The 19,524-nt window shown below is 65.8% G+C and carries 14 protein-coding genes and 2 pseudogenes; 5 read left to right on the forward strand and 11 right to left on the reverse strand.

Annotation, left to right across the window (positions count from 1 at the left end; all coding sequences use genetic code 11):
* Positions 1-162: 162 nt before the first annotated feature.
* Positions 163-3,012 (forward strand): ankyrin repeat domain-containing protein, encoded by a 2,850-nt coding sequence (locus tag ABNX08_RS00070; RefSeq protein WP_349605268.1) that lies wholly within the window; start codon positions 163-165, stop codon positions 3,010-3,012.
* Between the two features lie 119 nt (positions 3,013-3,131).
* Here ABNX08_RS00070 and ABNX08_RS00075 read toward each other — a convergent pair whose 3' ends face one another.
* Both ABNX08_RS00075 and ABNX08_RS00080 read right to left on the reverse strand, forming a co-directional pair.
* Complete coding sequence (locus ABNX08_RS00075) at positions 3,132-3,284, reverse strand: hypothetical protein (protein WP_022533126.1); 153 nt, start codon at positions 3,282-3,284, stop codon at positions 3,132-3,134.
* Positions 3,285-3,463: 179 nt separating this feature from the next.
* Complete coding sequence (locus tag ABNX08_RS00080; RefSeq protein ID WP_022533127.1) at positions 3,464-4,123, reverse strand: isoprenylcysteine carboxylmethyltransferase family protein; 660 nt, start codon at positions 4,121-4,123, stop codon at positions 3,464-3,466.
* A gap of 148 nt (positions 4,124-4,271) precedes the next feature.
* Between ABNX08_RS00080 and ABNX08_RS00085 the strand changes: the two genes are divergently transcribed.
* The gene (locus ABNX08_RS00085; protein WP_349605266.1) at positions 4,272-4,595 is read left to right on the forward strand and encodes a nucleotide pyrophosphohydrolase; all 324 of its coding nucleotides are present in this window, start codon (positions 4,272-4,274) and stop codon (positions 4,593-4,595) included.
* Between the two features lie 26 nt (positions 4,596-4,621).
* Here the strand turns inward: ABNX08_RS00085 and ABNX08_RS00090 are convergent, their stop codons facing one another.
* Positions 4,622-5,524, reverse strand: coding sequence for a hypothetical protein (locus ABNX08_RS00090; protein ID WP_349605265.1), 903 nt, complete (start codon positions 5,522-5,524; stop codon positions 4,622-4,624).
* Positions 5,525-5,734: 210 nt separating this feature from the next.
* Here ABNX08_RS00090 and ABNX08_RS00095 point away from each other — a divergent pair.
* A pseudogene (locus ABNX08_RS00095) lies at positions 5,735-6,145 on the forward strand (lecithin retinol acyltransferase family protein); the annotation flags it as partial.
* 92 nt (positions 6,146-6,237) lie between these two features.
* Here the strand turns inward: ABNX08_RS00095 and ABNX08_RS00100 are convergent.
* The gene (locus ABNX08_RS00100) at positions 6,238-7,230 is read right to left on the reverse strand and encodes a hypothetical protein (RefSeq protein ID WP_041680911.1); all 993 of its coding nucleotides are present in this window, start codon (positions 7,228-7,230) and stop codon (positions 6,238-6,240) included.
* A 290-nt stretch (positions 7,231-7,520) separates the two neighbouring features.
* Between ABNX08_RS00100 and ABNX08_RS00105 the strand changes: the two genes are divergently transcribed.
* Positions 7,521-8,417, forward strand: coding sequence for a restriction endonuclease (locus tag ABNX08_RS00105; RefSeq protein WP_349605263.1), 897 nt, complete (start codon positions 7,521-7,523; stop codon positions 8,415-8,417).
* On the opposite strand, the gene ABNX08_RS00110 is transcribed toward ABNX08_RS00105, so the two are convergent.
* Together ABNX08_RS00110 and ABNX08_RS00115 are read right to left on the reverse strand one after the other, a co-directional pair.
* Positions 8,414-8,926 (reverse strand): DUF2938 domain-containing protein, encoded by a 513-nt coding sequence (locus ABNX08_RS00110; protein WP_349605262.1) that lies wholly within the window; start codon positions 8,924-8,926, stop codon positions 8,414-8,416. The genes ABNX08_RS00105 and ABNX08_RS00110 overlap by 4 nt on opposite strands.
* Positions 8,919-9,788: a class I SAM-dependent methyltransferase gene (locus tag ABNX08_RS00115; RefSeq protein WP_022533134.1), complete on the reverse strand. Its 870-nt coding sequence runs from the start codon at positions 9,786-9,788 to the stop codon at positions 8,919-8,921. Before ABNX08_RS00115 ends, ABNX08_RS00110 begins: the two co-directional genes overlap by 8 nt.
* A gap of 73 nt (positions 9,789-9,861) precedes the next feature.
* On the opposite strand from ABNX08_RS00115, the gene ABNX08_RS00120 reads away from it, so the two are divergent.
* Positions 9,862-10,302, forward strand: coding sequence for a helix-turn-helix domain-containing protein (locus ABNX08_RS00120; protein WP_349605260.1), 441 nt, complete (start codon positions 9,862-9,864; stop codon positions 10,300-10,302).
* Positions 10,303-10,407: 105 nt separating this feature from the next.
* On the opposite strand, the gene ABNX08_RS00125 is transcribed toward ABNX08_RS00120, so the two are convergent.
* From ABNX08_RS00125 to ABNX08_RS00145, 5 genes and pseudogenes are all read right to left on the reverse strand, one after another.
* Positions 10,408-11,586 carry a DUF3322 domain-containing protein gene (locus ABNX08_RS00125; RefSeq protein WP_022533136.1) on the reverse strand — a complete coding sequence of 393 codons (1,179 nt, stop codon included), beginning with the start codon at positions 11,584-11,586 and terminating at the stop codon, positions 10,408-10,410.
* Complete coding sequence (locus ABNX08_RS00130) at positions 11,583-14,957, reverse strand: ATP-binding protein (RefSeq protein WP_349605259.1); 3,375 nt, start codon at positions 14,955-14,957, stop codon at positions 11,583-11,585. The genes ABNX08_RS00125 and ABNX08_RS00130 overlap by 4 nt, the downstream gene beginning before the upstream one ends.
* Positions 14,950-15,657, reverse strand: a complete 708-nt coding sequence (locus tag ABNX08_RS00135) for a DUF4194 domain-containing protein (protein WP_022533138.1) — start codon at positions 15,655-15,657, stop codon at positions 14,950-14,952. Before ABNX08_RS00135 ends, ABNX08_RS00130 begins: the two co-directional genes overlap by 8 nt.
* A gap of 2 nt (positions 15,658-15,659) precedes the next feature.
* Positions 15,660-17,114, reverse strand: coding sequence for a DUF3375 domain-containing protein (locus ABNX08_RS00140; protein ID WP_041681192.1), 1,455 nt, complete (start codon positions 17,112-17,114; stop codon positions 15,660-15,662).
* A 150-nt stretch (positions 17,115-17,264) separates the two neighbouring features.
* A pseudogene (locus ABNX08_RS00145) lies at positions 17,265-19,046 on the reverse strand (methyl-accepting chemotaxis protein); the annotation flags it as partial.
* Positions 19,047-19,524: the final 478 nt, after the last annotated feature.

Raw genomic sequence — 19,524 nt, forward strand, 5'->3', positions numbered from 1 at the left:
CTTGCGTGATTTCTCGGAACGCTCTTGCGCGCAGTGCAAAGCGCCCGGCACGCGCCTGATGCTGTAGCGGCGAAAATGCGCTCCTGGCAGCGCCTTTGGCCGGCGCGACCTTCCATTAAAATGGCCGCTCTCTTTCCGCAAACCGACTGGTCCGGCCCGACAATGAAGATCCTCGAATACATCGGCCTTGATGTTTCCCGCGTCAGGAGCACTTACCGCAAGGTTGCCGACGCGATCGGCCGCGACGATTTCCGGGCGGCCCAGGTCAAGAAGCTTGCCAGCCTCTCGCATGGCAAGTTCTATCGCGCCCGCCTGGACGACGCCAACCGCCTGCTGTTTTCGCTCGTGCGCCACGATGGACAGGTTTGCGCGCTGATGCTGGAAGTGATCGAGAACCACGATTACCGCGGCAGCCGCTTCCTCCGCGGCGCGGATATCGATGAAGACAAGATTCCAGACATCGACGCGGCCGAGGCGGCGCTGGCGGCGGAGCCGGTGCGTTACCTGCATCCGGATCGCTCCGATATCCACGTGCTGGACAAGCCTATCTCCTTTGACGATGTGCAGGAGGCGGTCTACCGTGAGCCGGCTCCGCTTGTGCTGGTCGGCTCCGCGGGCAGCGGCAAGACCGCGCTGACGCTGGAGAAGCTCAAGCATGCGGAAGGGGCGGTGCTGTATGTCACGCATTCAGCCTACCTGGCGCGCAATGCGCGCGATCTCTACTACGCCAACGGCTTTGAGCATCCGGCGCAGGAGGCTGAATTCCTGTCTTACCGGGAGTTCGTCGAGTCGATCCGCATGCCGCAGGGCCGCGAGGCCGGCTGGCGGGACTTTGCGCAGTGGTTTGAGCGCCAGCGCCAGCAGTTCCGCGATATCGACGGTCATCAAGCCTTCGAGGAAATCCGTGGCGTGATCACGGCATCGGCGCACGGCGTGCTGGATCGCGATGCCTACCTGGCCCTGGGCGTGCGCCAGTCCATCTTTGGCGCGGACATGCGGGGCCGGATTTATGACCTCTTCGAGCGGTATCGGGCGTGGCTTGCTGACAGCCGTCTCTATGACCTCAATCTTGTCGCCCTGGAGTGGTCGCCGCTGGCGGCTGCCCGCTATGATTTCGTGGTGATCGATGAGGTCCAGGACCTGACCATGGCGCAGCTGGCGCTGGTGCTCAAGACACTCAGCAAGCCCGGGCGGTTCCTGCTCTGCGGCGACTCCAACCAGATCGTCCACCCGAACTTCTTTAGCTGGAGCCAGGTCAAGAGCCTGTTCTGGCATGATGCACAGCTTGCCGAACAGCAGGCGCTGCGCGTCCTGACTGCCAACTTCCGCAACGGTACTGAGGCGACACGTGTGGCCAACACGTTGCTGAAGGTCAAGCATCGCCGCTTTGGTTCGATCGATCGCGAGAGCAATTTCCTGGTCGATGCGGTTGGTGGGGATGCCGGCCAGGTGACGCTGCTGCCGGACAAGGACAACGTCAAGCGGGAACTGGACCAGAGCATCCGCAGGTCGACGCAGTGCGCGGTGCTGGTGCTGCGCGACGAGGACAAGGCGGAGGCAAGAAAGCACTTTTCCACGCCACTGCTGTTTTCCATTCATGAAGCGAAGGGGCTGGAGTACGAGAACATCGTGCTCTATCGCTTTGTTTCCGACCAGCGCGCCGAGTTCGCGGAGATTGCTGATGGCGTGGACAAGCAGGACCTGGCCTCCGACACGCTGACCTACCGGCGCGCCCGGGACAAGCACGACAAGTCGCTGGAGGTCTACAAGTTCTTTGTCAATGCGCTCTACGTGGCGCTCACGCGCGCCACCAAAAATCTTTACCTGATCGAGTCAGATGCGGGACATCCGTTGTTCGCGCTGCTCGATCTTGCGCAAGGCAGCCAGGCCAGGGTCGAGACGCGCCAGGCTTCGCTGGAAGACTGGCAGAAAGAGGCGAGGAAGCTCGAGCTGCAAGGCAAGCAGGAGCAGGCCGACGCCATCCGCAGCAGCATCCTGAAGGAGGTGCCGCCGCCGTGGCCGGTGTTCGGGCAGGCGAAACTTGAGGAATTGCTGCTCAAGGTGTTCCGCGAACAGGCGCCGGGAGGGAAGCCCAAGCAGCAACTCTATGAGATCGCCGCCAGTCATGACGAGCCCGCGCTGGCGGCATGGCTCGCGCAGGAGGCCGGCTTTGTCGGGGCCCGGCAGTTTTCCGGTGAGCGCAGCGGCTTGGCCCGCAAGAGCTTTGCTGCGTACTTTGCCGGCAACTTCAAGGACATCTTGCGGCAGTGTGAACGCCACGGCGTAGAACACCGGCTGCCGATGAACCAGACACCGTTGATGGCGGCGGCCGCCGCCGGTAATGTGGCGCTGGTCGAGGCGCTGCTGGAGCGCGGTGCCGATCGCGACAACGTCGACCACTATGGCCACAACGCCTTGCATTGGGCGATGCTGGAGGCGTTCCGCTCGCCCCGGTTCGCCAGCGGGCCTTTTGGGGCGCTTTATGAATTGCTGGCGCCGGCCGCTATCGATGTCAATAACGGAACGCGGCTGGCGCGCATCGACCGGCATCTGTCAGAGTACTTCCTGTTCCAGACCATGTGGGCGCTGTTCAAGTCGCGCTTCACGCATCACCAGCGCCGGCCTTACGCCGCCTTTGAAACGCGGGCCATCCTGGAGGCCTGGGAGCATCTGCCCGCCAATGTGGTGCGACCCGAGCGCAACAAGCGGCAGCATCTCTCCGGCGTGCTGGCCAGAAACGAAGCGGAGCGCGACTACGCATACAACCGCATGCTCTTCAGGCGCTTTGAACAAGGGTGGTACCAGTTCAATCCCGATCTGTCGGTGCGGCGCCGGGTGGAAGGCGAAGACGTCTGGGTGCCGGTTTACGCGGCGCTGAACCTGCCGTTGATCAACGAGCTTTCATGGCCCCCCGTCTGGCCGCAAATTGATACGTACCTGGCGCTGGCCGGACTGCCTGAACGCACGACGCCGATTGCCGCGGAGCGTGCCATGACCAGGGTACTACGGTGAACCGCGGCTCGTGCGTAGCGTCGGTCTTGTGGCCTTTCTCCTCGCGCTGGATAGAGTCATCTACGCGGTGGCAGTTCTGTTGACGCCGTTCCGGCGGGCGGGCCTGCTGTATACGGGCGCTATTTGCGCGGACCGGTCGTGGCGCGCGCCCCGGCCTGCGGCTCACGATCCACGAATATGCGCGACGGCAGCACGAAGCCACGCAGCGCCAGCATTTCCAGCGGTCCCTGGCCGACTTCCGTGCGCAACTGGTAGCTGAGCGGGTAGGTCACTTCAACCGGGACGGGGAGCTTCGCGACATGGGCTGTCAGGCTGTCGGCATCGCTGTCGACAGCGCTGGCGGTAGCCTGGCCTTTGCCGTCGCCCAGATAGGATTCGTCCTATTATTCTGCGAGCGCTGGACCGTGCCTTGTCCTCCGATGCCGCGGGGAGCCCCACGCCGCTACCATACCTAGTAAATCCCCGGCACCATCCGCCACGTCTTCGCGCAGTACGCCTCGTACTGTTCCCCAAACTGGTCCCGCAGCAGCGCCTCTTCCGCACGAATGCGCGCGATCAGCACAGGCACCATCAGCAGAGTCAGCACGACGCCTACGCCCGACCGAAACCCCAGCACCCACCCGAACGAACTGATCAGGAACCCCAGGTAGCTCGGATGCCGGATCACCCCGTAGATCCCGGTGGTCACCAGCGTATGCCCCGGCTGGATCGCCACGAGCCCGCTAAACCGGTGCCCGAGCACAAACACCGGCCAAAGCCGCAGCACGCCGCCGCCGGCAAACAGCACCACGCCAAGCCAGCGCACCGCGTCGCCATCGATCGTCCAGAAGCCGATGCGGTCGGTATAGGCCGGCAGGTAAGCCGCCAGCAACCCGAGCACGCCGAACGCGGCCAGCACCCAGCGGTTGCCGCGGTCTTCGCGCACGCCGCTGCTGATATTGCCGCCCGAGAAAAGCGCGGCAACGGACAGCGCCGCCAGCACCAGCGTCAGCGCAACCCGGGCCGGATGGGCGAAGAAGGGGCCAATGCCGCCCCAGCCCGCGATGGCGATGGCCAGGTAGGCGAGTGTGCCGGCAAGGGTGGCGAGCGCTAAGCCGAAAGTCGGACGCATGGATACCTCCGCTGCGACGGTGGATGCACATGCGAAGCGTAAGCCTTTGGTGGCGTGGCTGTCGAGCGCGCGGCGTCGTGCTTAAATGATCGTTTTCGCCCCGACGCCCTGCGCCGGAGCCAAGTGAATACGCTACCGCCACACCACCATGCCGCTGATCGACATCAAGAACCTCCAGCAAGCCGCCTATGCCTTCGGCGAAGCCCGCAACTGGGGCAAGTACCACAGCCCCAAGAACCTCTCGATGGCGCTGAGCGTGGAAGTGTCCGAACTGGTCGAGATCTTCCAGTGGAAGACCGAGGCGGAATCGCGCGACATCATGTCGACCGACAAGCGCGAGCATGTGGAGCAGGAGCTGGCCGATATCACCATCTACCTGGCGCAGCTCGTGACGGCACTGGGCGTGGACCTGGATGCGGCGATCCGGGCCAAGATGGAGATGAATGCCAGGAAGTATCCGCTCCCGGAGTGAGTCGCCAGGCGACCGCAGTGCGCGGTTCAGGGCAATGGCTGGCTCTGCGTCAGGATGCACAACAGCAGGATGCCGTTCATGACGAGTAACGCTGCCACCGCCAGCACGATCGGCGGCGCGTTTCGCGTCCGCTCGCGCAGGCGGGTGGCACCCGGCAGCCATTCACCCCGCATCTTCCGGGACCAGCAGGCAAAGCCCGCGCCGCACACACCCAGCCACGCAAGCGTGCCAAGCGATTCCCACCCCCTTTGCCGTGGTGCCTGGGCGGGGTGAGTGGAAGTCGTCAGGGGTACGGGATCCAGGCTGGGCCGATCCGTCACGACAGGGTGGGCGCGGTATTGCCGGAGCTCCGTATCGACTACGGGCCGGATTTCCGTATCGACCACGGGCTGAGGCGGAGGCTGCGGCGCAGGTTGGGCTGCAGGCAGCGGTGTGGCGAGTCGCGTGGCCGGCGGCGCCATCATCGTCGGCGCCGGCGGCGGTTGCTTGTTCTTCGGAACGTTGCGCATAGGCGCGTCGGGCGCCTTCGGTTGCGGTTCGGCAGCGCGGGTAATCGGCTTGTGGCTCTTGTGCGCACGCCAGCTGGCAAAGACGCTGTCCAGGCAGGCCACCGAAGTACAGGCATCCCGGCGTCTTCGCCATGCGGCGACATCGTCCTGCTCAATCACCCCGGCGCGCAGCAGCCGCCGCTGCTCGGCATGGATGTATTCGTGCTTGCTATGGAGCATCGCGTAGTCGCAGATCAGCGTGGCGGCAGTCGGCTGCGTGTCTGCACGCCTGCACGCGTTCCCGGTGGCTAACGGATCGTCGCAGCGGACGGCCGGCTGGCGCAGTGCATTCTTGCAGGCGATATCCGACGCCTGCGCACTTGCGGTGAGCAGAAGGCTGATCGTAATGCAGGCGGCCAGATAGCCGGTAAACCTTGTCATCCTGTCGCCCCATGGCAACGGGGAGGCGGCGCGCGCAAGGGCGCGCATTGACCTTCTATTCTGGTACTCCGTGGCGGATATGCCGTGCGATATCCCACAGAACGGCAGGACGAAAGCCTTGGGCGCTGGCTGGATGCGCATCGCGGGCCACATAACGCGGGACTCGCTACAGGCTAAACGGGCTTCCGGACGGCCCTGGCCACGTGCTATCTGCCGGCCGAAGCCGTCTTGCCCCCGGCATCGCCGTTCCCTGCCGACACCGAAACGCCCCTCGGCGCCCACCTCGTCACGCCGCGCCACGGCTACGCGCATCACGGCATCTACGCCGGCAATGGCAAGGTGGTCCACTACGCTGGCTATTGCCACCGGCAGCAGCGCGGCCCGGTGGAGGAGCTGAGCCTGGATGCTTTTGTCGCCGGCCACGGCACTACGGCACTGCCCACGCCGATGGCGCGCTACGGTGCCGTCAAAACCGTCAGGCGCGCCCGCTCACGGGTGGGCGAAGACCGCTACCGCCTGCTGACCAACAACTGCGAGCACTTCTGCACGTGGTGCCTCTATTGCGAAAGCCGCAGCGAGCAAGTGCGGCATTGCGTGACGCATCCGCTCAGTGGCCTGCGGCTGGCGGCGAGCATGCTGAGCTGTGGTGGAAGACGGCGACCAGCCACGCGCGGGACAGTGTCACCGGCCTGGACTCAGGGCAATGGCTGGCTCTACGTCAGGATGTATAACAGCAGTATGCTGTTCAGGACGAGCCCGGCCGACACCAGCACGCTCCACGTCGCGGTTCGCGCTCGCTCGCGCAGGCGAGAGGTACCCGGCAGCCATTCACCCGGCATTCTTCGGGGCCACCAGATAAAGACCGCGCCGCACATGCCTAACCACGCCAGCGCGCCAAGAAATTTCCATCCGTCTGGCTGTGGTGCCTCCACGGGATATATGGGGGTCCATAGGGGGGCGGGAACCGGAGTCGGTCGATCCATCCCGACCGGGTCGACGGGGGGCTCCCGGATTTCCGTATCGACCACGGCCTCAGGCGGAGGCTGCGCCGCGGGTGGGGGGGCGGGATCCGGGGACGGCTGATCCATCGCGACAGGGTAGGCTGGGTGTTCCCGGATTTCCGCAGGCAGCACGAGCTCGAGCGGAGGCTGCGGCGCGAGTGGGGGAGCGGGCCGCGGCGGCGCCGGCTGCGTGGCCCGCGACGCCATCTTCGGCACCGGCGGCGGTCGCCGGATCTCGGCCATCGGTCTGACGGCAGCCGGCTTGCTCTTCGAAACGTCGCGCATGGGCGCGTCGGGCGCTCTCGGTCGCGGCTCGGCGGCGCGGGGAATCGGCGTCTGGCTCTTGTGCTCGCGCCAGCTGGCAAAGACGCTGTCCAGGCATGCCACCGAAGTACAGGCATCCCGCCGTCTTCGCCATGCGGCGACATCGTCCGGCTCGATCGCCCCGGCGCTCAGCAGCTGCTGCTGCTCGGCATGGATGTATTCATGCTTGCTACGGAGCATCGCGTAGTCGCAGATCAGGGTGGCGGCAGTCGGGTGCCGGTCCCGCACTCGCTCGCAAGCCTCGCCGGCGGCAAGCGGGTCGTCGCAACGGGCGATCGACGGACGCAGCGTGGTCTTGCAGGCGATATCCGAGGCCTGCGCACTGGCAGTGAGCAGAAGACCGAACGTGAAGCAGGTGGCCAGACGGCCTGGGCTTGTCATCCTGTCGCCCCGTGTTGTGGGGAGAATGGTTCGGCGCCGCGCCGAAGCGGCGTCGAGAAGCTTCTATTCTGGTACGGCCTGAGCGGGATGCCGTGCGATAGGCCACAGAAAAATGGCGTTACGCAAACCGACAGGCATCCCAGGTCACAGGCATGTGGCCCCCGGGTGACAAACCGCCGCCGCTCCCCGCGTGCGCAGGGGCGACGTGGCGGGCGCAGCACGTCATGCTTCGGCGTGACGAAAAGCCAAGAGAAGGAAGGGTCAATATGAGCCGCAGGAAGCAAACGGGCATGTTGGACGATGTCTATGGCATGGCGGCCGCACTGCCATGGTGGGCCGGCGTAGCCCTGGCGCTGGTCGCCTATGCCGTACTCAATCGCTATGCAGCTGCCGACGTCCCGCCGATGGCCGCGCCAGGGGAGATGGGCCGGATGGCCCTGGCCCAGATGGTCAAGGGGCTGTCCACCTACGGCCAGTACATCATGCCGCTGGCGTTGTTGGTCGGCGCGCTGGCATCGTGGCTGGCGCGGTGCGAGCGGCAGGCAGTGACCCGCAGCCGCAGCATAGCTGCGAGCCAGTCTGCCGACATGCTGCGGCAGATGACGTGGCAGGACTTCGAAAACGTGGTCGGAGGGGTGTTCCGCCTGCGCGGCTATGCCGTCGCCGGAACGGGGGACGCAGGCACGGACGGCGGCATCGACTTGCGGCTCAGGAAGGGCAGCGAGCTGGCGTTCGTGCTGTGCAAGCACTGGCTCGCCATCAAGGTTCCTGTCACGGCGGTACAGGAACTGTATGGCGTGATGGCGGCAGAGGGCGCGGCGCAAGGCTTTGTCGTGACATCGGGCTTGTTCACGGCTGACGCACGGGCGTTCGCTTCCGCACGAAATATCGAGCTGATCGACGGTCCGGCATTTGCGGAAATGATCGAGCGCACCCGGGTCGCAGCGCCGAAGCGAGTGACCGCAAAGCCAGCGCCCGCTGCGAAGACGCCGGTCCGCACCACAACGCCGCCGCGGCTTGCCGCGGTGCCGCAAGGCTCGACGCCGGTCTGCCCGCGTTGCGGCGGCATCATGATCCGACGGATCGCCAAGCAGGGCGGCCACGCAGGCAAGCCGTTCTGGGGCTGCGCGCGGTTCCCCGACTGCCTGGGCGTACGCGGCCTGAAGACCGTTGTGACCGACGACTAGCGCAGGGGCCTGTCCAGCAGCGTGGTGGCACATCCGGCCACATAGAGCCCCAGCCCGAACACCGCATGCGTTACCAGGCTATGCAGCCGCGCCACATTGGGCCGCGGCGTGCGGCGCGCAGCGATGCCGGCGCCCATGGCGGGCTGGATCACCAGGAAGGGCGCGGCCACGCTGACGATGCCGACGACCAGCGCGGGACCGGGCGTCGGATGCCGTGCCCACTCCAGCCCCCACAGCGCCAGCAGGATCGCCGCGAACACGATGCCGGTCAGGTAATGCGCGATCCAGCCGATGACCCGCTCTCCCGGCACGGCAGGCGAGGCCGCAATCGGATGGTGACGAATGCGCCCGCGCGGCAGGTGCGCAAGCCAGCGGCCAACCAGGCCATAGTCCAATGGCGGGACGCCGAGCACACGTTTGCGCACGATGGCCCAGGCGTCCATTACCAAGGTCGCGCCGGTGCCGATCAGCAGCGCACTCAAAAGGAATGAGCCTTCTGGCTCAGGCATGATCGATCTCCGCGGAGTCCGAAGCCGCCCGGGCACAGATCATCCAGCAGGCCGCCGTGAAGCGGACTTCGTTGCCATGTACATAGGGCTCGAAGGCCACGCGCAGCGTGTCGATGACCTGCGCGCGCGTGGATGCGTCTGCCTGCAGCAGAGCCACCCCGACCGGACCAAGTCGCGTGAAGTACCCCACCAGCGCCGGCTCGGGCAGCGTGCATGCCACGTCGATCGGCCGGATCTCGATCCCGCTCCAGCCGGCCTCTTCCAGCAACGCGGCGACACGATCCCTGTCGGCGAGTGCGAACTGCCCCGGCGCGCCGGGCTGGCGAACCGGAAGCGGCAGCAGCGGCGCGGCGGCGCGCTCGGCCGTGGTCATGAACGGATTCTCCGCACCGCTTCGCCAGGCGATGCAGTGCAGCTCGGCACCCTCCTTCGCCGCGCGTCGCAGGCTGGCGAAGGCGACGACGGGATCGCCGAAGAACATCACGCCGAAGCGCGAAACGATGCGATCGAAGCTGGCGGGCGCAAACCTGTAAGCCTGCGCATCGGCCTGGATAAAGCTTGCTTGCGAGGCTTCACGCTCGGCGCGCGCCCGCGCTACCGCGATCATCGGTCCCGAAATGTCGATGCCGATGCACTGGCCCTGCGCACCGAGCCGCCGCGCCAAGGCGAGCGTGGTGGCGCCCGTGCCGCAACCGACATCGAGCACATGCTGCCCGGATCCCGCGCTGACCGTGTCGAGGAGCATCGCCTCGAACGGCTTGAGCACCTGGTCGAGCACCGCCTGCTCGTCGACCCACGCGTTTCCGGCAGGGCCGTTCCAAAGCGCGGCCTGTTCGCTGTCGGGGGTTTGCCTGGCATCCATGTTCCTCTCCGTCTGCTCGCCATCGCGGCGTGAAGCTACACTGTGCCAGTTCAAGTCCACTTGAGGTCAAGCGGTGAATAGCCTGGATATTGCAGAAGTGGCCCGGCAAGCGGGCGTTCCCGCATCGACGCTGCGGTTCTATGAGGAAAAGGGGCTCATCGCATCCATTGGCCGGCGCGGCATGCGACGCGTGTTCGATGCCGGCGTGCTGGAGCGGCTGGCGCTGATTGCGCTGGGGCGGGCTGCCGGCTTCTCGCTGGATGACATTGCGCAGATGTTCGCGCCGCAGGGCGGGCCGCGCATCGACCGGCAGATGCTGGCGGCCAAGGCGGATGAGCTGGATCGGATCATCCATAAGCTGAGTGCGATGCGCGATGGGTTGCGGCATGCTGCGGCTTGTCCGGCGCCTAGTCATATGGAATGTCCGACATTCAGGCGCATCCTGCAGGCGGCGGCATCGGGGGCGATTGGCGGGCGGAGGGAGCGGATGCCGACGGCCCGGAATCTGCGGTGAATCTTTGCACTATTAGCCGCATATCCTGCGGTGAATATGGCGTCGTCATGCCGCAAGCCATTCTTGGCAGGCGATCGCGGCCTCTATCGCGGCAACGGCATATGCCTACCCCAACCCGGCCACCGCCTCCCGCACCCACTCGAACCCCACCCGCTCCTGCTCCAGCCGCAGGTTTTTCCGAATCCGATTGTCCCGCAGGTCGTCGTAGAGCGCCTGCTCTTCTGGCCGCAGTCGCGACAGATCGCGCAGCGTCGGGCTGTCCTCGACACCCCATTGGGCCTCGAACGCCACAAGCGTGGCGCGATCCATCAGCAGGGATTCCGCATGCCCGAACACGCTGCGCAGCTGGTCAAGAATGGCGAAGCCGTGGGTATCGATGTCGCCCCAGTAATGCAGCCGGCAGTGCGACAGCCACCTCGCCTTCGCGAGCAAGCCGAATCCGTATCCCGCACCGAAGATCACCAGGCTGTCCGCAACCTCTGGAAAGGCCAGGAAGTTGGTTTCGTTCTCGGTGATGAACACACACGAAACCCCTGGCCGGAGTGCGGCGAAGCTCGCTGCATCGAGGGTCACGTCGTGGGTGGGGGCTTCGCCTGGCAGCATCCGGTTGGCGCGATCCAGTATCCGGAAGCGGATCCGCTCCGGCTTGTCGCGAAAGCCGTACCGCGCCGGGAACTGGCTTGTGCCGGTAAATTCCGCTGCAATGGCTTCCGGCGCGAGCGCCAGGTCCAGCAACTCGGCAAGCACGCCACGATGAGCCTCGATGAATTTGGTGTGCACGCCAGGAAGATCGACTTGCCGCAGGTACACACCCGGTCGCGGATGCCGCTGCAGCCAGCCGACGATTTCCAGCAGCCGGTCCCAGGCGTCGTGCAGATCCAGTGCCCGCAGCGGACGCTGAGCCAGCCACGGCACCAGCAACGGCTGCGCTTCTCGCGTAGTGGCGAGCAATGCGGTAAAGCGTTCGATCTCGCGGCGCTTGCCCAGCAGCGCCGCTGCATCGTCCAGCGTGTCGATCCACACGGCGCATGGCAGCGCATTGGTGCCGAAGGTGCGATGGCGGAACTCGCGCATCTCCAGGCGGTAATGCGGCATCTGCTTTAGTTCGCCCAACCAGTTGCGAACCGCCTCGAAGCTCTCAGTCAGCTCGCCGGATGTGGGCACGCGCAGCGTGAGCCGCCGGGGGAACAGCGCGGCGCCGCTGACCAGCGCACCGAGGATGTCTCCACGGTCCCAAAGCCTCTGCAACTGGGCACGCAGGTCGGCGGGGCGGCTCCAGTTCATGCGGTCAGCCTGGCCTTTTCGGCCCGGTATTCGTCAATCGACAGGTTGCGTACCTTGGAAGCGCGTCCTTCCTCGTTCTGCACGAACGCCACGCTGGACACGTATGGCTCGATGATATGGATCTTCTGCAGCGGCGTGACGATGAGCAACTGCAGGTTGAGCTTGGCGAACAGCCGCAGTCCGTACTGCGCGGATTCGTCGGAGCCCCGACCGAACGCTTCGTCGATCACCACGAAGCGGAACGAGCGCGAGCGCACCGCGCCCCATTCCAGCCCGAACTGGTAGGCCAGACTCGCCGCCAGGATGGTGTAGGCGAGCTTCTCCTTCTGCCCGCCGGACTTGCCGCCGGAATCGGAGTAGTGCTCATATTCCGCATCGTCTTCGCGCCAGCGTTCGCTGGCCCCGAAGACGAACCAGTTGCGCACGTCAGTCACCTTGGCGGTCCAGCGCCTGTCCTGGTCGGTCAGCCCCGTACGGCCCCTGAAGCGTTCGATGATGCGCTTGACCTGCAGGAACTTGGCCTCGGAATACTGGCTGTCCTCCGAGCCGGTCAGTGCGCCTTCGGTGCAGGCGCGCAGCTCCGACTGGAACTCGCGGATCTCGGCGTCCGGCGTGACCTGTGCCTCCAGCCGGATATAGCGGCCGGTGTTGTAGTCGATCTGCGTCAGCGACTCGTTGATGCGCTCCACGCGTTCGCGGATGGTCTGCTGTTCCTTGCCAAGCTGCGCGTTGAAGTTGGCGATCTCGTTGATCGTGTTGACGTTCAGCAGCTCCTTGAAGCGGGCCTCGAAGCGTGGCAGATCGTCGGCGCGCAGCTTGTCGAGCATGTTGCGGTACTCGAAGCCGGCTGAGACGCTGGCGTCGACCTCGCTGGTCTCCAGCTTGAAGGCTTCCTTGTAGGCGGACATGGCCTTGACGATACTCTCGCCCAGGCGCACCAGCCGCTTGCTCTCCGCATCGAGCCGGGCCTGGAGATCATTGCGCATGTCGGTTTCACGGCCGCTGCACGCCTCCACGGTCAGGGTGTGCTGGCCAAGGATTTCGGCGCGCAACGCGTCGATGGTCTCGACCGGCACGGCAGCCGCGAAGTCGCCGGTGGCGTCCAGCATGGCCTGCGTTTCAGCGCGCTGCTCCAGCGCATCGCTCTTCCTGCCCTCCGCCTTGGATCGTTTGTCGCGGTGGTCCTCCAGCTGCGCCTCAGTCTCTTTCTGTTCCGCTTCCACTTCGTTGAGCCGGACCGTCAACTGCCGCAGCAAATCGGAGGCCGATTCCAGCTGGCGCTTCTCCTCGGCCAGGCGCGCGGCCTCGCGCGCGGGCGTCTGCCAGTCCAGTTCCTCGAAGTCGGCAAAAATGTCGAGCTGGGACAGCGCCGTGAGCCGCTCCCTGAGGGCGTCGCGCTCCTTCACCAGCCCGGCCGTAAGTGCGGCCAGTTCGGCCAGCCGTGTTTCGAGCGCGCGGGTCTCGCCTTCCAGTGCCGCGATCTTGGCGGCATTGCTCCAGCCCAGCACGTAGCGGCTGCGGTCGTCCAGGCGGTGGCGGTCATCCTTCTCGTGCCGCTCCCCGGGCATCTTGACCTGGCCGGCGCGCGTAACGGCGCGCGTCTCGCGGCGGAACTGTTCGTGTGTGGCACAGCACGCGACGTCGAAGCGCACGGCGACCTCGCGTTCGAGCCAGCTGTAGAACGGTGAATCGGGCTTGATGGCCAGCTTGCGCGCGAGCGAATCGCGATGCAGGGCGGGCGGCTCAGCCCTGCCGCCTTCGCGCACGCGAAAGTAAACCAACCGGCCTTTCAGGTGCGTGCGGTCCACCCACGCGGACACCTGCGGGTAGAGCGCATCTGGTACCAGTAGCGACAGGCCGAAGTTGCGCAGCAGGCGTTCGGCCGCGCCTTCCCAGTCGCGCTCGTCCTCGCGCACCTGCAGCAGCTCGCCGGCGAATGGCATGTCGTCCTCGGCCAGCGAAAGCGCCTCGCACAGCGCGCTGCGCATCGCGACCTGCGCGGCCGGGATATTGCTGCGGCGTGCCTTCAGGCTGCGGATTTCGTCGCTCAGCGCATCGTGCTCGGCCTTGCCCTGGCGCAGCGTGACGCCGTGTTCCGTCAACGCGTTATCAACTTCCGCCTCGCGCGACCTGGAGCGCTCTGCAAGCTCGGCAAAGCGTGACTTCAGGACCAGGAAGGCGGCTTCCTGCTCAGGCGGCGTTTCGTCGACGGCGCGCACAAGCTCCGCGTATCGATCCGACCTGTGCCGGCGTTTCGCGGATTCGTCGTTCTGCTGGCGGATTTCTTCGGTCAGCCGACCGATACGGTCGCCGCCGTTCTCGGCAATGTTGCGGCGCAGTTCGGCTTCATCGTTGCGCAGGGCATCGCGACGGTCCTGCAGGCGCCGCACGCGGGTGTCCTGGCGTTCCCACTCGTCCGTGAGCCCGGCGATGCGCTTGTCGAGCAGGTCCAGCTTGAGTCGCGCGAAGTACGGGCGCAGCGCCTCACGGCACGCGCGCAGCTGCTCTGAGGCAGCCACCAGCTCCGCGTGGCGCTCGCAATCCGCGACCAGCGGGGTCAGCATGGCCTCCTGGCGCTTGGCCTTCAGCACCGCCTCATGGGCGCGGTCCAGGTCGTCGAAGTGTCCCAGCAATGCCACAATGCGAGGTGCCACGTCGAACGGCTCCAGCATGTGGCTGCGCACAAAGTCGGTCAGGTTGCCGACCGACTTCATCGACACGGTCTGGTGGAACAGTTCGAGCGCCTGCTCGTTCTCGATGCCGAAGCGGCGCCGGAACCATGCGCCGTAGGGTGGGAACGCGTCAAACAACTCGGCCTTCACGCCGCGCAGCTTCTTGCGCAGCGAGGCGATGTCGCTCCCGAAGTGGGCAAAGTCGGTGGCGACGGACAGGTCCTGTTCTGCGCAGACATAGAAGCGCGCGGGCTGGCCATGGGCATCCTTCATCCAGAACACCTGCGCCAGCGTCACGGTCTGGTCGTAGCCTGCGTTGTGGAAGACGCCCAGGATGACGGAGTAGCTGTTCTGGTCGCGCAGCGCCACCGGCCGCGCGGTGCCGCTCACTTCGTTGCGCTCGGACTTGTAGTGACCCAGCACATAGCTGCGCAGGGTCCGCTCGCGGCTTTCCGCGCCAGCGGCCTTGTTGTAGGCGATGCGCTGTGCGGGCACCAGCAGCGTGGTCACCGCGTCGACCAGCGTGGACTTGCCGGAGCCGATGTCGCCGGTCAGCAGGGCGTTCCTGCCTGCGGGGCGGATGGTCCAGACACGTTCGCCGAAAGTGCCCCAGTTGAAGACCTCCAGACGCGACAGCCGGAAGCCCGACAGCGTGTCGTCGTCGGCGAAATCGAGGCTCAGGGTTTGCGGCTCATGCATCGGACGGCCCTCCGTTTGCCACCGGCGTTCCCGGCTGGCCAGTCAGCTGGATCTGGTAGGCCGCCAGCCGCGCATCGAACTCGGACAGCCATTGCGCATCGACGAATGCCTTCAGGATGCGGCGCACCTCATACCCGGCCTGGCCTCCCATGCGAGCACTCGCGCCGGTGCTGGTGTCGGCCTTGAGCCGGCGCAGGAAGCCCAGCTCGACGATCTTGTTCACGTGCAGCTCGATCTGGTCGATCAGCTTTGCCTCGTTGGTGCCGGCGGGGAGGAACACGCGCAGCAGCTCGGCGATGTCGTCCAGCGTCAGCACCAGCCGCGTTTCGCCGCCGGTGGCGTCGAACTCGGCCAGCTTCTTGCGCAACAGCGCGAGCGTCAGGCTTACCGGGAACGACAGCTGGCGCCGCGCGATCAACCGCGGCGGGCGCTCGGCGCTGTCGTCGTCGCTGTCAGGCTGCGAGCGCAGGAAGGCGTAGCCCTCGGCGTCATCCAGTACGAGCTCCAGGCCGAGCACGGCGACATAGTCGCGCACCGTCGGCTGCAGGTTGAGCAGCGCATGCCACAGGTTGGCATCGGCGTCGCGGTAGAGCACGCCCTTGAGCAGCGGGATCACCAGCGCGGACAGGGCCAGCGCCACCGGCGCGACTGCGCCAGTGGCGGCTGGTGCCGCGTCATCGAAAATGTCGTCTTGCGCCATGCTTATCTGACAAAAATCACCCGGGGCATCCGGGCCTGTCTCACCAGCGTGCCGGCATCCGGCGTCGGCACTATCCACGAGACGGAGTCGGTGGCGCTTTCATCGACCACGGTGCGGAAGGTATCGCCCGCGAGTTGCAGGTAGGCGACCAGTTCGGCCAGACCGTGCTGCAGCGGGCGCATGTCGCACAACTCCTGCAGCGTGACCTGGGCGCGGCCTTGCAGAGCCTGCCGCACATGCGCGGCAAGTTCGGCCTTGTCGATGACAACCTGCGAGAACAGCGCTTCTGCATCGACCTCGGCCTCGCCGGCTTCGATGTCGGCCTCGGTAATGCGCGGTTTGGCCGATGGCGTGAACAGGGGCCGCTCCATCGGCAATTCGATGTCGGCCGCGGTGTCATCCACTGCCATCACGTAGCCTGTGGGCGGCGTGTCGCGCACGGCCAGTGCCCTGGCCTCGATGCCGCGCAGGATATCCATGATGCGGCGGTTCTCCAGCCATGCTTTGTCGTCGAGAAAACGGCGTAGTTGCTGCGATAGCTGGGCTACGGTGCGCTGCGTATGCTCGCCGGCCTCCAGCCAGTCGTAGTGCACGCGGCGCAGGCGAGCATCGGGGTTGAGTTCCGAGACCGGGCGCAGCGCCAGCACATGTTCCAGCAGCGCGGAAAGCTCTTCCTGCCGACTGCTGCTCATCAGGAAGTCCCAGAACGCGCGGAAGCTGCGGCCCTGGTCCGAGTCTGCGATGGCGTCGCGCTCGCCCATGATCTCTTCGAGCAATGCGCCCTTGGAGCCCTCCCACAGCGCAATCCGCTCGCGCACACGCCGGTCCAGCGCGCGGAAGTTGTCCTCGACCTCGCGGAAATCCGTCAGCAGCTCGCGCGCCAGCGCGACGAACTGCTGGAAGCGGTCCTTCAGCGCGGTGTCGTCCAGCAGCGACAGGTCGCCCGCGGCCACGCGTGCGATCTCAGCGTCGATCTCGTCGCGCCGTTGCTGCAGTTCGGCCATGCGCACGCGCGGGTCAGTCTGCGTGCCGTCGTGCATCTGTTTGAGCAAGTCGAACAGCGTCAGCAGGCGCGATTCGGTGCCAACGAAACTGCGCCCGGCCAGCGTGCCGAGCCAGGCAATGGCCTTCTCGGTAGCCGGCGTCAGGTCGAACTGGGGTTCATCGGACCCCTGGCGATAAAACTTGCGCAACCAGCCCTTCTCGTTGGCGGCCCAGTCGTTCAGGTAGTCGAGTGCGGATCGGGGAAACGCGTCCTGCCCGAGCCGTTCGCGCAAGGCGAAGAGCTCGTCTTCCAGCGCCTCGGCCAGATCGGACTGGCCCGCTGAACGTTGGTTGGGTTGGACAAAGACACGATGGAGGAAAGCGGCGACCAGGCTCGCATGGTCGGAGCGCAGCAAGCGCCAGGCAGGATGGACCTGGCGCAGGCGCTCGAGGGTTTCGAAGTCGAGGCTCACTTGGAAAAGGCCGGCGTGTGCAAGCCGCGCGGCGGGCGCGACGGATGCCAGATTGTACGCCAGGGGTGATTGCGACAAGTGATGCATCGGCAGCATTGTGGGTGACTCAACAAGAAGGCAGGCTGAGCGAATCAACTCGACCTGAACTGCCACCGCCCCCGCCAAGCTCCCCGCTTGCGTCTGCAACGCCGCCGCAGCCGCCGTCGACTGCTCCACACCAGCGCCGCGTTCTGCTGCACCAGCGAATCGAGCTGGCTGACCGATTTATTCATGTAGTGAATAATGTGCGTCTATTTCATCGTCGCGTGAGTGATGTTGGGAATAATCTAGGTCACCTTCGAGACGTTGCTGACGATCTCGTTCATGGTGTCGCCGGCGCGCCGGACCTGGCCGGAGCCGGAAGTCACACTGCCCACCGTGGTTTCAATCAGCGTCTTGATCTCCTTGGCCGCCTGCGCGCTACGCTGGGCCAGCGCGCGCACTTCACCTGCCACCACCGTAAAGCCGCGGCCCTGGTCGCCGGCACGGGCCGCTTCCACCGCGGCGTTGAGCGCCAGGATATTGGTCTGGAAGGCGATGCCCTCGATCACGCCGATGATGTCGGAGACCTTGACCGAGGCGTTTTCGATCTGGCCCATGGTGGCGATGACTTCTCCGATCACCACGCCGCCGTCAGCCGCCACGCGCGAGGCAGCGGTGACGGATTCGTTGGCGTGTTGCGCGGAGTTCGCGGACTGGCTGACGGTGGCGGTGATCTCTTCCATCGAGGCCGCGGTCTGCTCGAGGCTGGCGGCGGCGGATTCGGTGCGGCGCGACAGGTCAATATTGCCGGCGGCGATCTCGTCGGAGGCGGCGCGCACGGATTCGCTGGCGTCGCGGATCTGGCGCATGATGGTGCAGAGCTTGTCGGCAAAGGTGTTGAAGGCGCGCGCGATCTGCGCGACCTCGTCGTTGCCGTCGGCGGGCAGGCGCTGGGTCAGGTCGCCGTCGCCGGAGCCGATCGCGTCCATGGCGTCGCGCACGGTGGACAGTCCACGCAGCGACATGGTCGCCACGCCCCACACCACGATGGCGGCGATGCCGCCGATCAGCACCAGTGCGATCACCGACGCGATCAGCACCGAGCGCATGCCGGCAGTGGCTTCAGCCTTGTCGAGCGCGACGATCACCATCCAGTCGGTGCCGGGAATGGCGCGGGCGCCGAGCAGCTTGGCGCTGCCGCCCACGTCGACTTCCATCGGGGTCCTGGCGTCGATCAGTGCGCCCAGCTTGTCGGCGCTCAGCGCCGGCACGAGTTCGGTGACGGGCTTGAGCGTGAGCTTGTCGTCGGTATGCGCGACGATCTCGCCGGACTTTGCCACCAGCATGCCGAAGCTGGCCGGCGTCGGGCGGATCGCCTTGACGTTGGCGACCACGGTATCCATCGCCACGTCGCCGGACACCACGGCCTTGACGCCGCCGTCGCGCACCACGGGCACGGAGAAGGCGACCACCAGCTTGCCGCTGCCGGCATCGACATAGGGCGGCGTGACCACCGGCTTGCCGGCGGCGGCGGCCTGCCTGTACCAGGGGCGGCCGGTGGGGTCATAGCGGGGCGGAAATGCCTTCCGGCTTGGAGAACTTCGCGGTCTTGTCGGCATAGCCGACGTGGATGTTGGTGAAGCGGCCGGCGTCGGCTACCTGCCTGAGCGCAGCGTCGGGTTCGGGCTGCAGCACGGATTCCTGCAGCGACTGGATCATCTGGCTGTGCGAGGCGACCCATTCGACGATGGCGCTGGTATGCCCGCTCTGCACCGCGGCCAGGCTGCTGTCGATGGCGTCCTCGTTGTAGCGGTTGGCAACTAACTGGTTCAGTACCGTATTGATGGCGAGCGCGGCCACGACAATGGCCACGCACAGGGCCACGATCCGCGCACGGATGGTAGTGAACATCGGGGAGATCCTTCGTAGGGAATCGTTGGGGACGTGTGTTTGTGGGATTTCCACTCCGCTGTATACGGAGCGGCCGCGGCCGACTTGAGGCGGTACAGCAAATTCCTGTAGATTGCGTTCGAGTTGACGACACAACCCGTCAGGTTGGTGCGCGATCGTGCGCTTTTCGTTATTGGAACGATCGGATCTGAACTGCTGTTCGTAACACGAACCAGGGTCTGCGCTTGCAGCAATCCGGTTCAGGGTGCGGCGCAATGCGAACCGGATTGCGATGCAGCGGGGACAACGCCCGGAGTCAGGTAAATGAAGGTACGACGCGCGGCCGCCTATGCAGCAGAGCCACTATCGCATTGCGTCGGTACGGCCCGCGCCGCACGCTATGCAGTCGCAAACGCTGGCTGATCAGTCATGCAGACAAGCAGTCGACGTTTTCACAACGTATTACAAAGACTTACAGCGGTTATGCAAACTGCAACAT

This window comes from Cupriavidus sp. DF5525 (assembly GCF_040149425.2).
Taxonomy (GTDB): domain Bacteria; phylum Pseudomonadota; class Gammaproteobacteria; order Burkholderiales; family Burkholderiaceae; genus Cupriavidus; species Cupriavidus pickettii_A.

Bases quoted from the DNA above. Each gene is read 5' to 3' on its own strand.
- ABNX08_RS00070 (WP_349605268.1), top strand. From the start codon at position 163: ATGAAGATCCTCGAATACATCGGCCTTGATGTTTCCCGCGTCAGGAGC.
- ABNX08_RS00080 (WP_022533127.1), bottom strand. From the start codon at position 4,123: ATGCGTCCGACTTTCGGCTTAGCGCTCGCCACCCTTGCCGGCACACTC.
- ABNX08_RS00085 (WP_349605266.1), top strand. From the start codon at position 4,272: ATGCCGCTGATCGACATCAAGAACCTCCAGCAAGCCGCCTATGCCTTC.
- ABNX08_RS00090 (WP_349605265.1), bottom strand. From the start codon at position 5,524: ATGACAAGGTTTACCGGCTATCTGGCCGCCTGCATTACGATCAGCCTT.
- ABNX08_RS00100 (WP_041680911.1), bottom strand. From the start codon at position 7,230: ATGACAAGCCCAGGCCGTCTGGCCACCTGCTTCACGTTCGGTCTTCTG.
- ABNX08_RS00105 (WP_349605263.1), top strand. From the start codon at position 7,521: ATGTTGGACGATGTCTATGGCATGGCGGCCGCACTGCCATGGTGGGCC.
- ABNX08_RS00110 (WP_349605262.1), bottom strand. From the start codon at position 8,926: ATGCCTGAGCCAGAAGGCTCATTCCTTTTGAGTGCGCTGCTGATCGGC.
- ABNX08_RS00115 (WP_022533134.1), bottom strand. From the start codon at position 9,788: ATGGATGCCAGGCAAACCCCCGACAGCGAACAGGCCGCGCTTTGGAAC.
- ABNX08_RS00125 (WP_022533136.1), bottom strand. From the start codon at position 11,586: ATGAACTGGAGCCGCCCCGCCGACCTGCGTGCCCAGTTGCAGAGGCTT.
- ABNX08_RS00130 (WP_349605259.1), bottom strand. From the start codon at position 14,957: ATGCATGAGCCGCAAACCCTGAGCCTCGATTTCGCCGACGACGACACG.
- ABNX08_RS00135 (WP_022533138.1), bottom strand. From the start codon at position 15,657: ATGGCGCAAGACGACATTTTCGATGACGCGGCACCAGCCGCCACTGGC.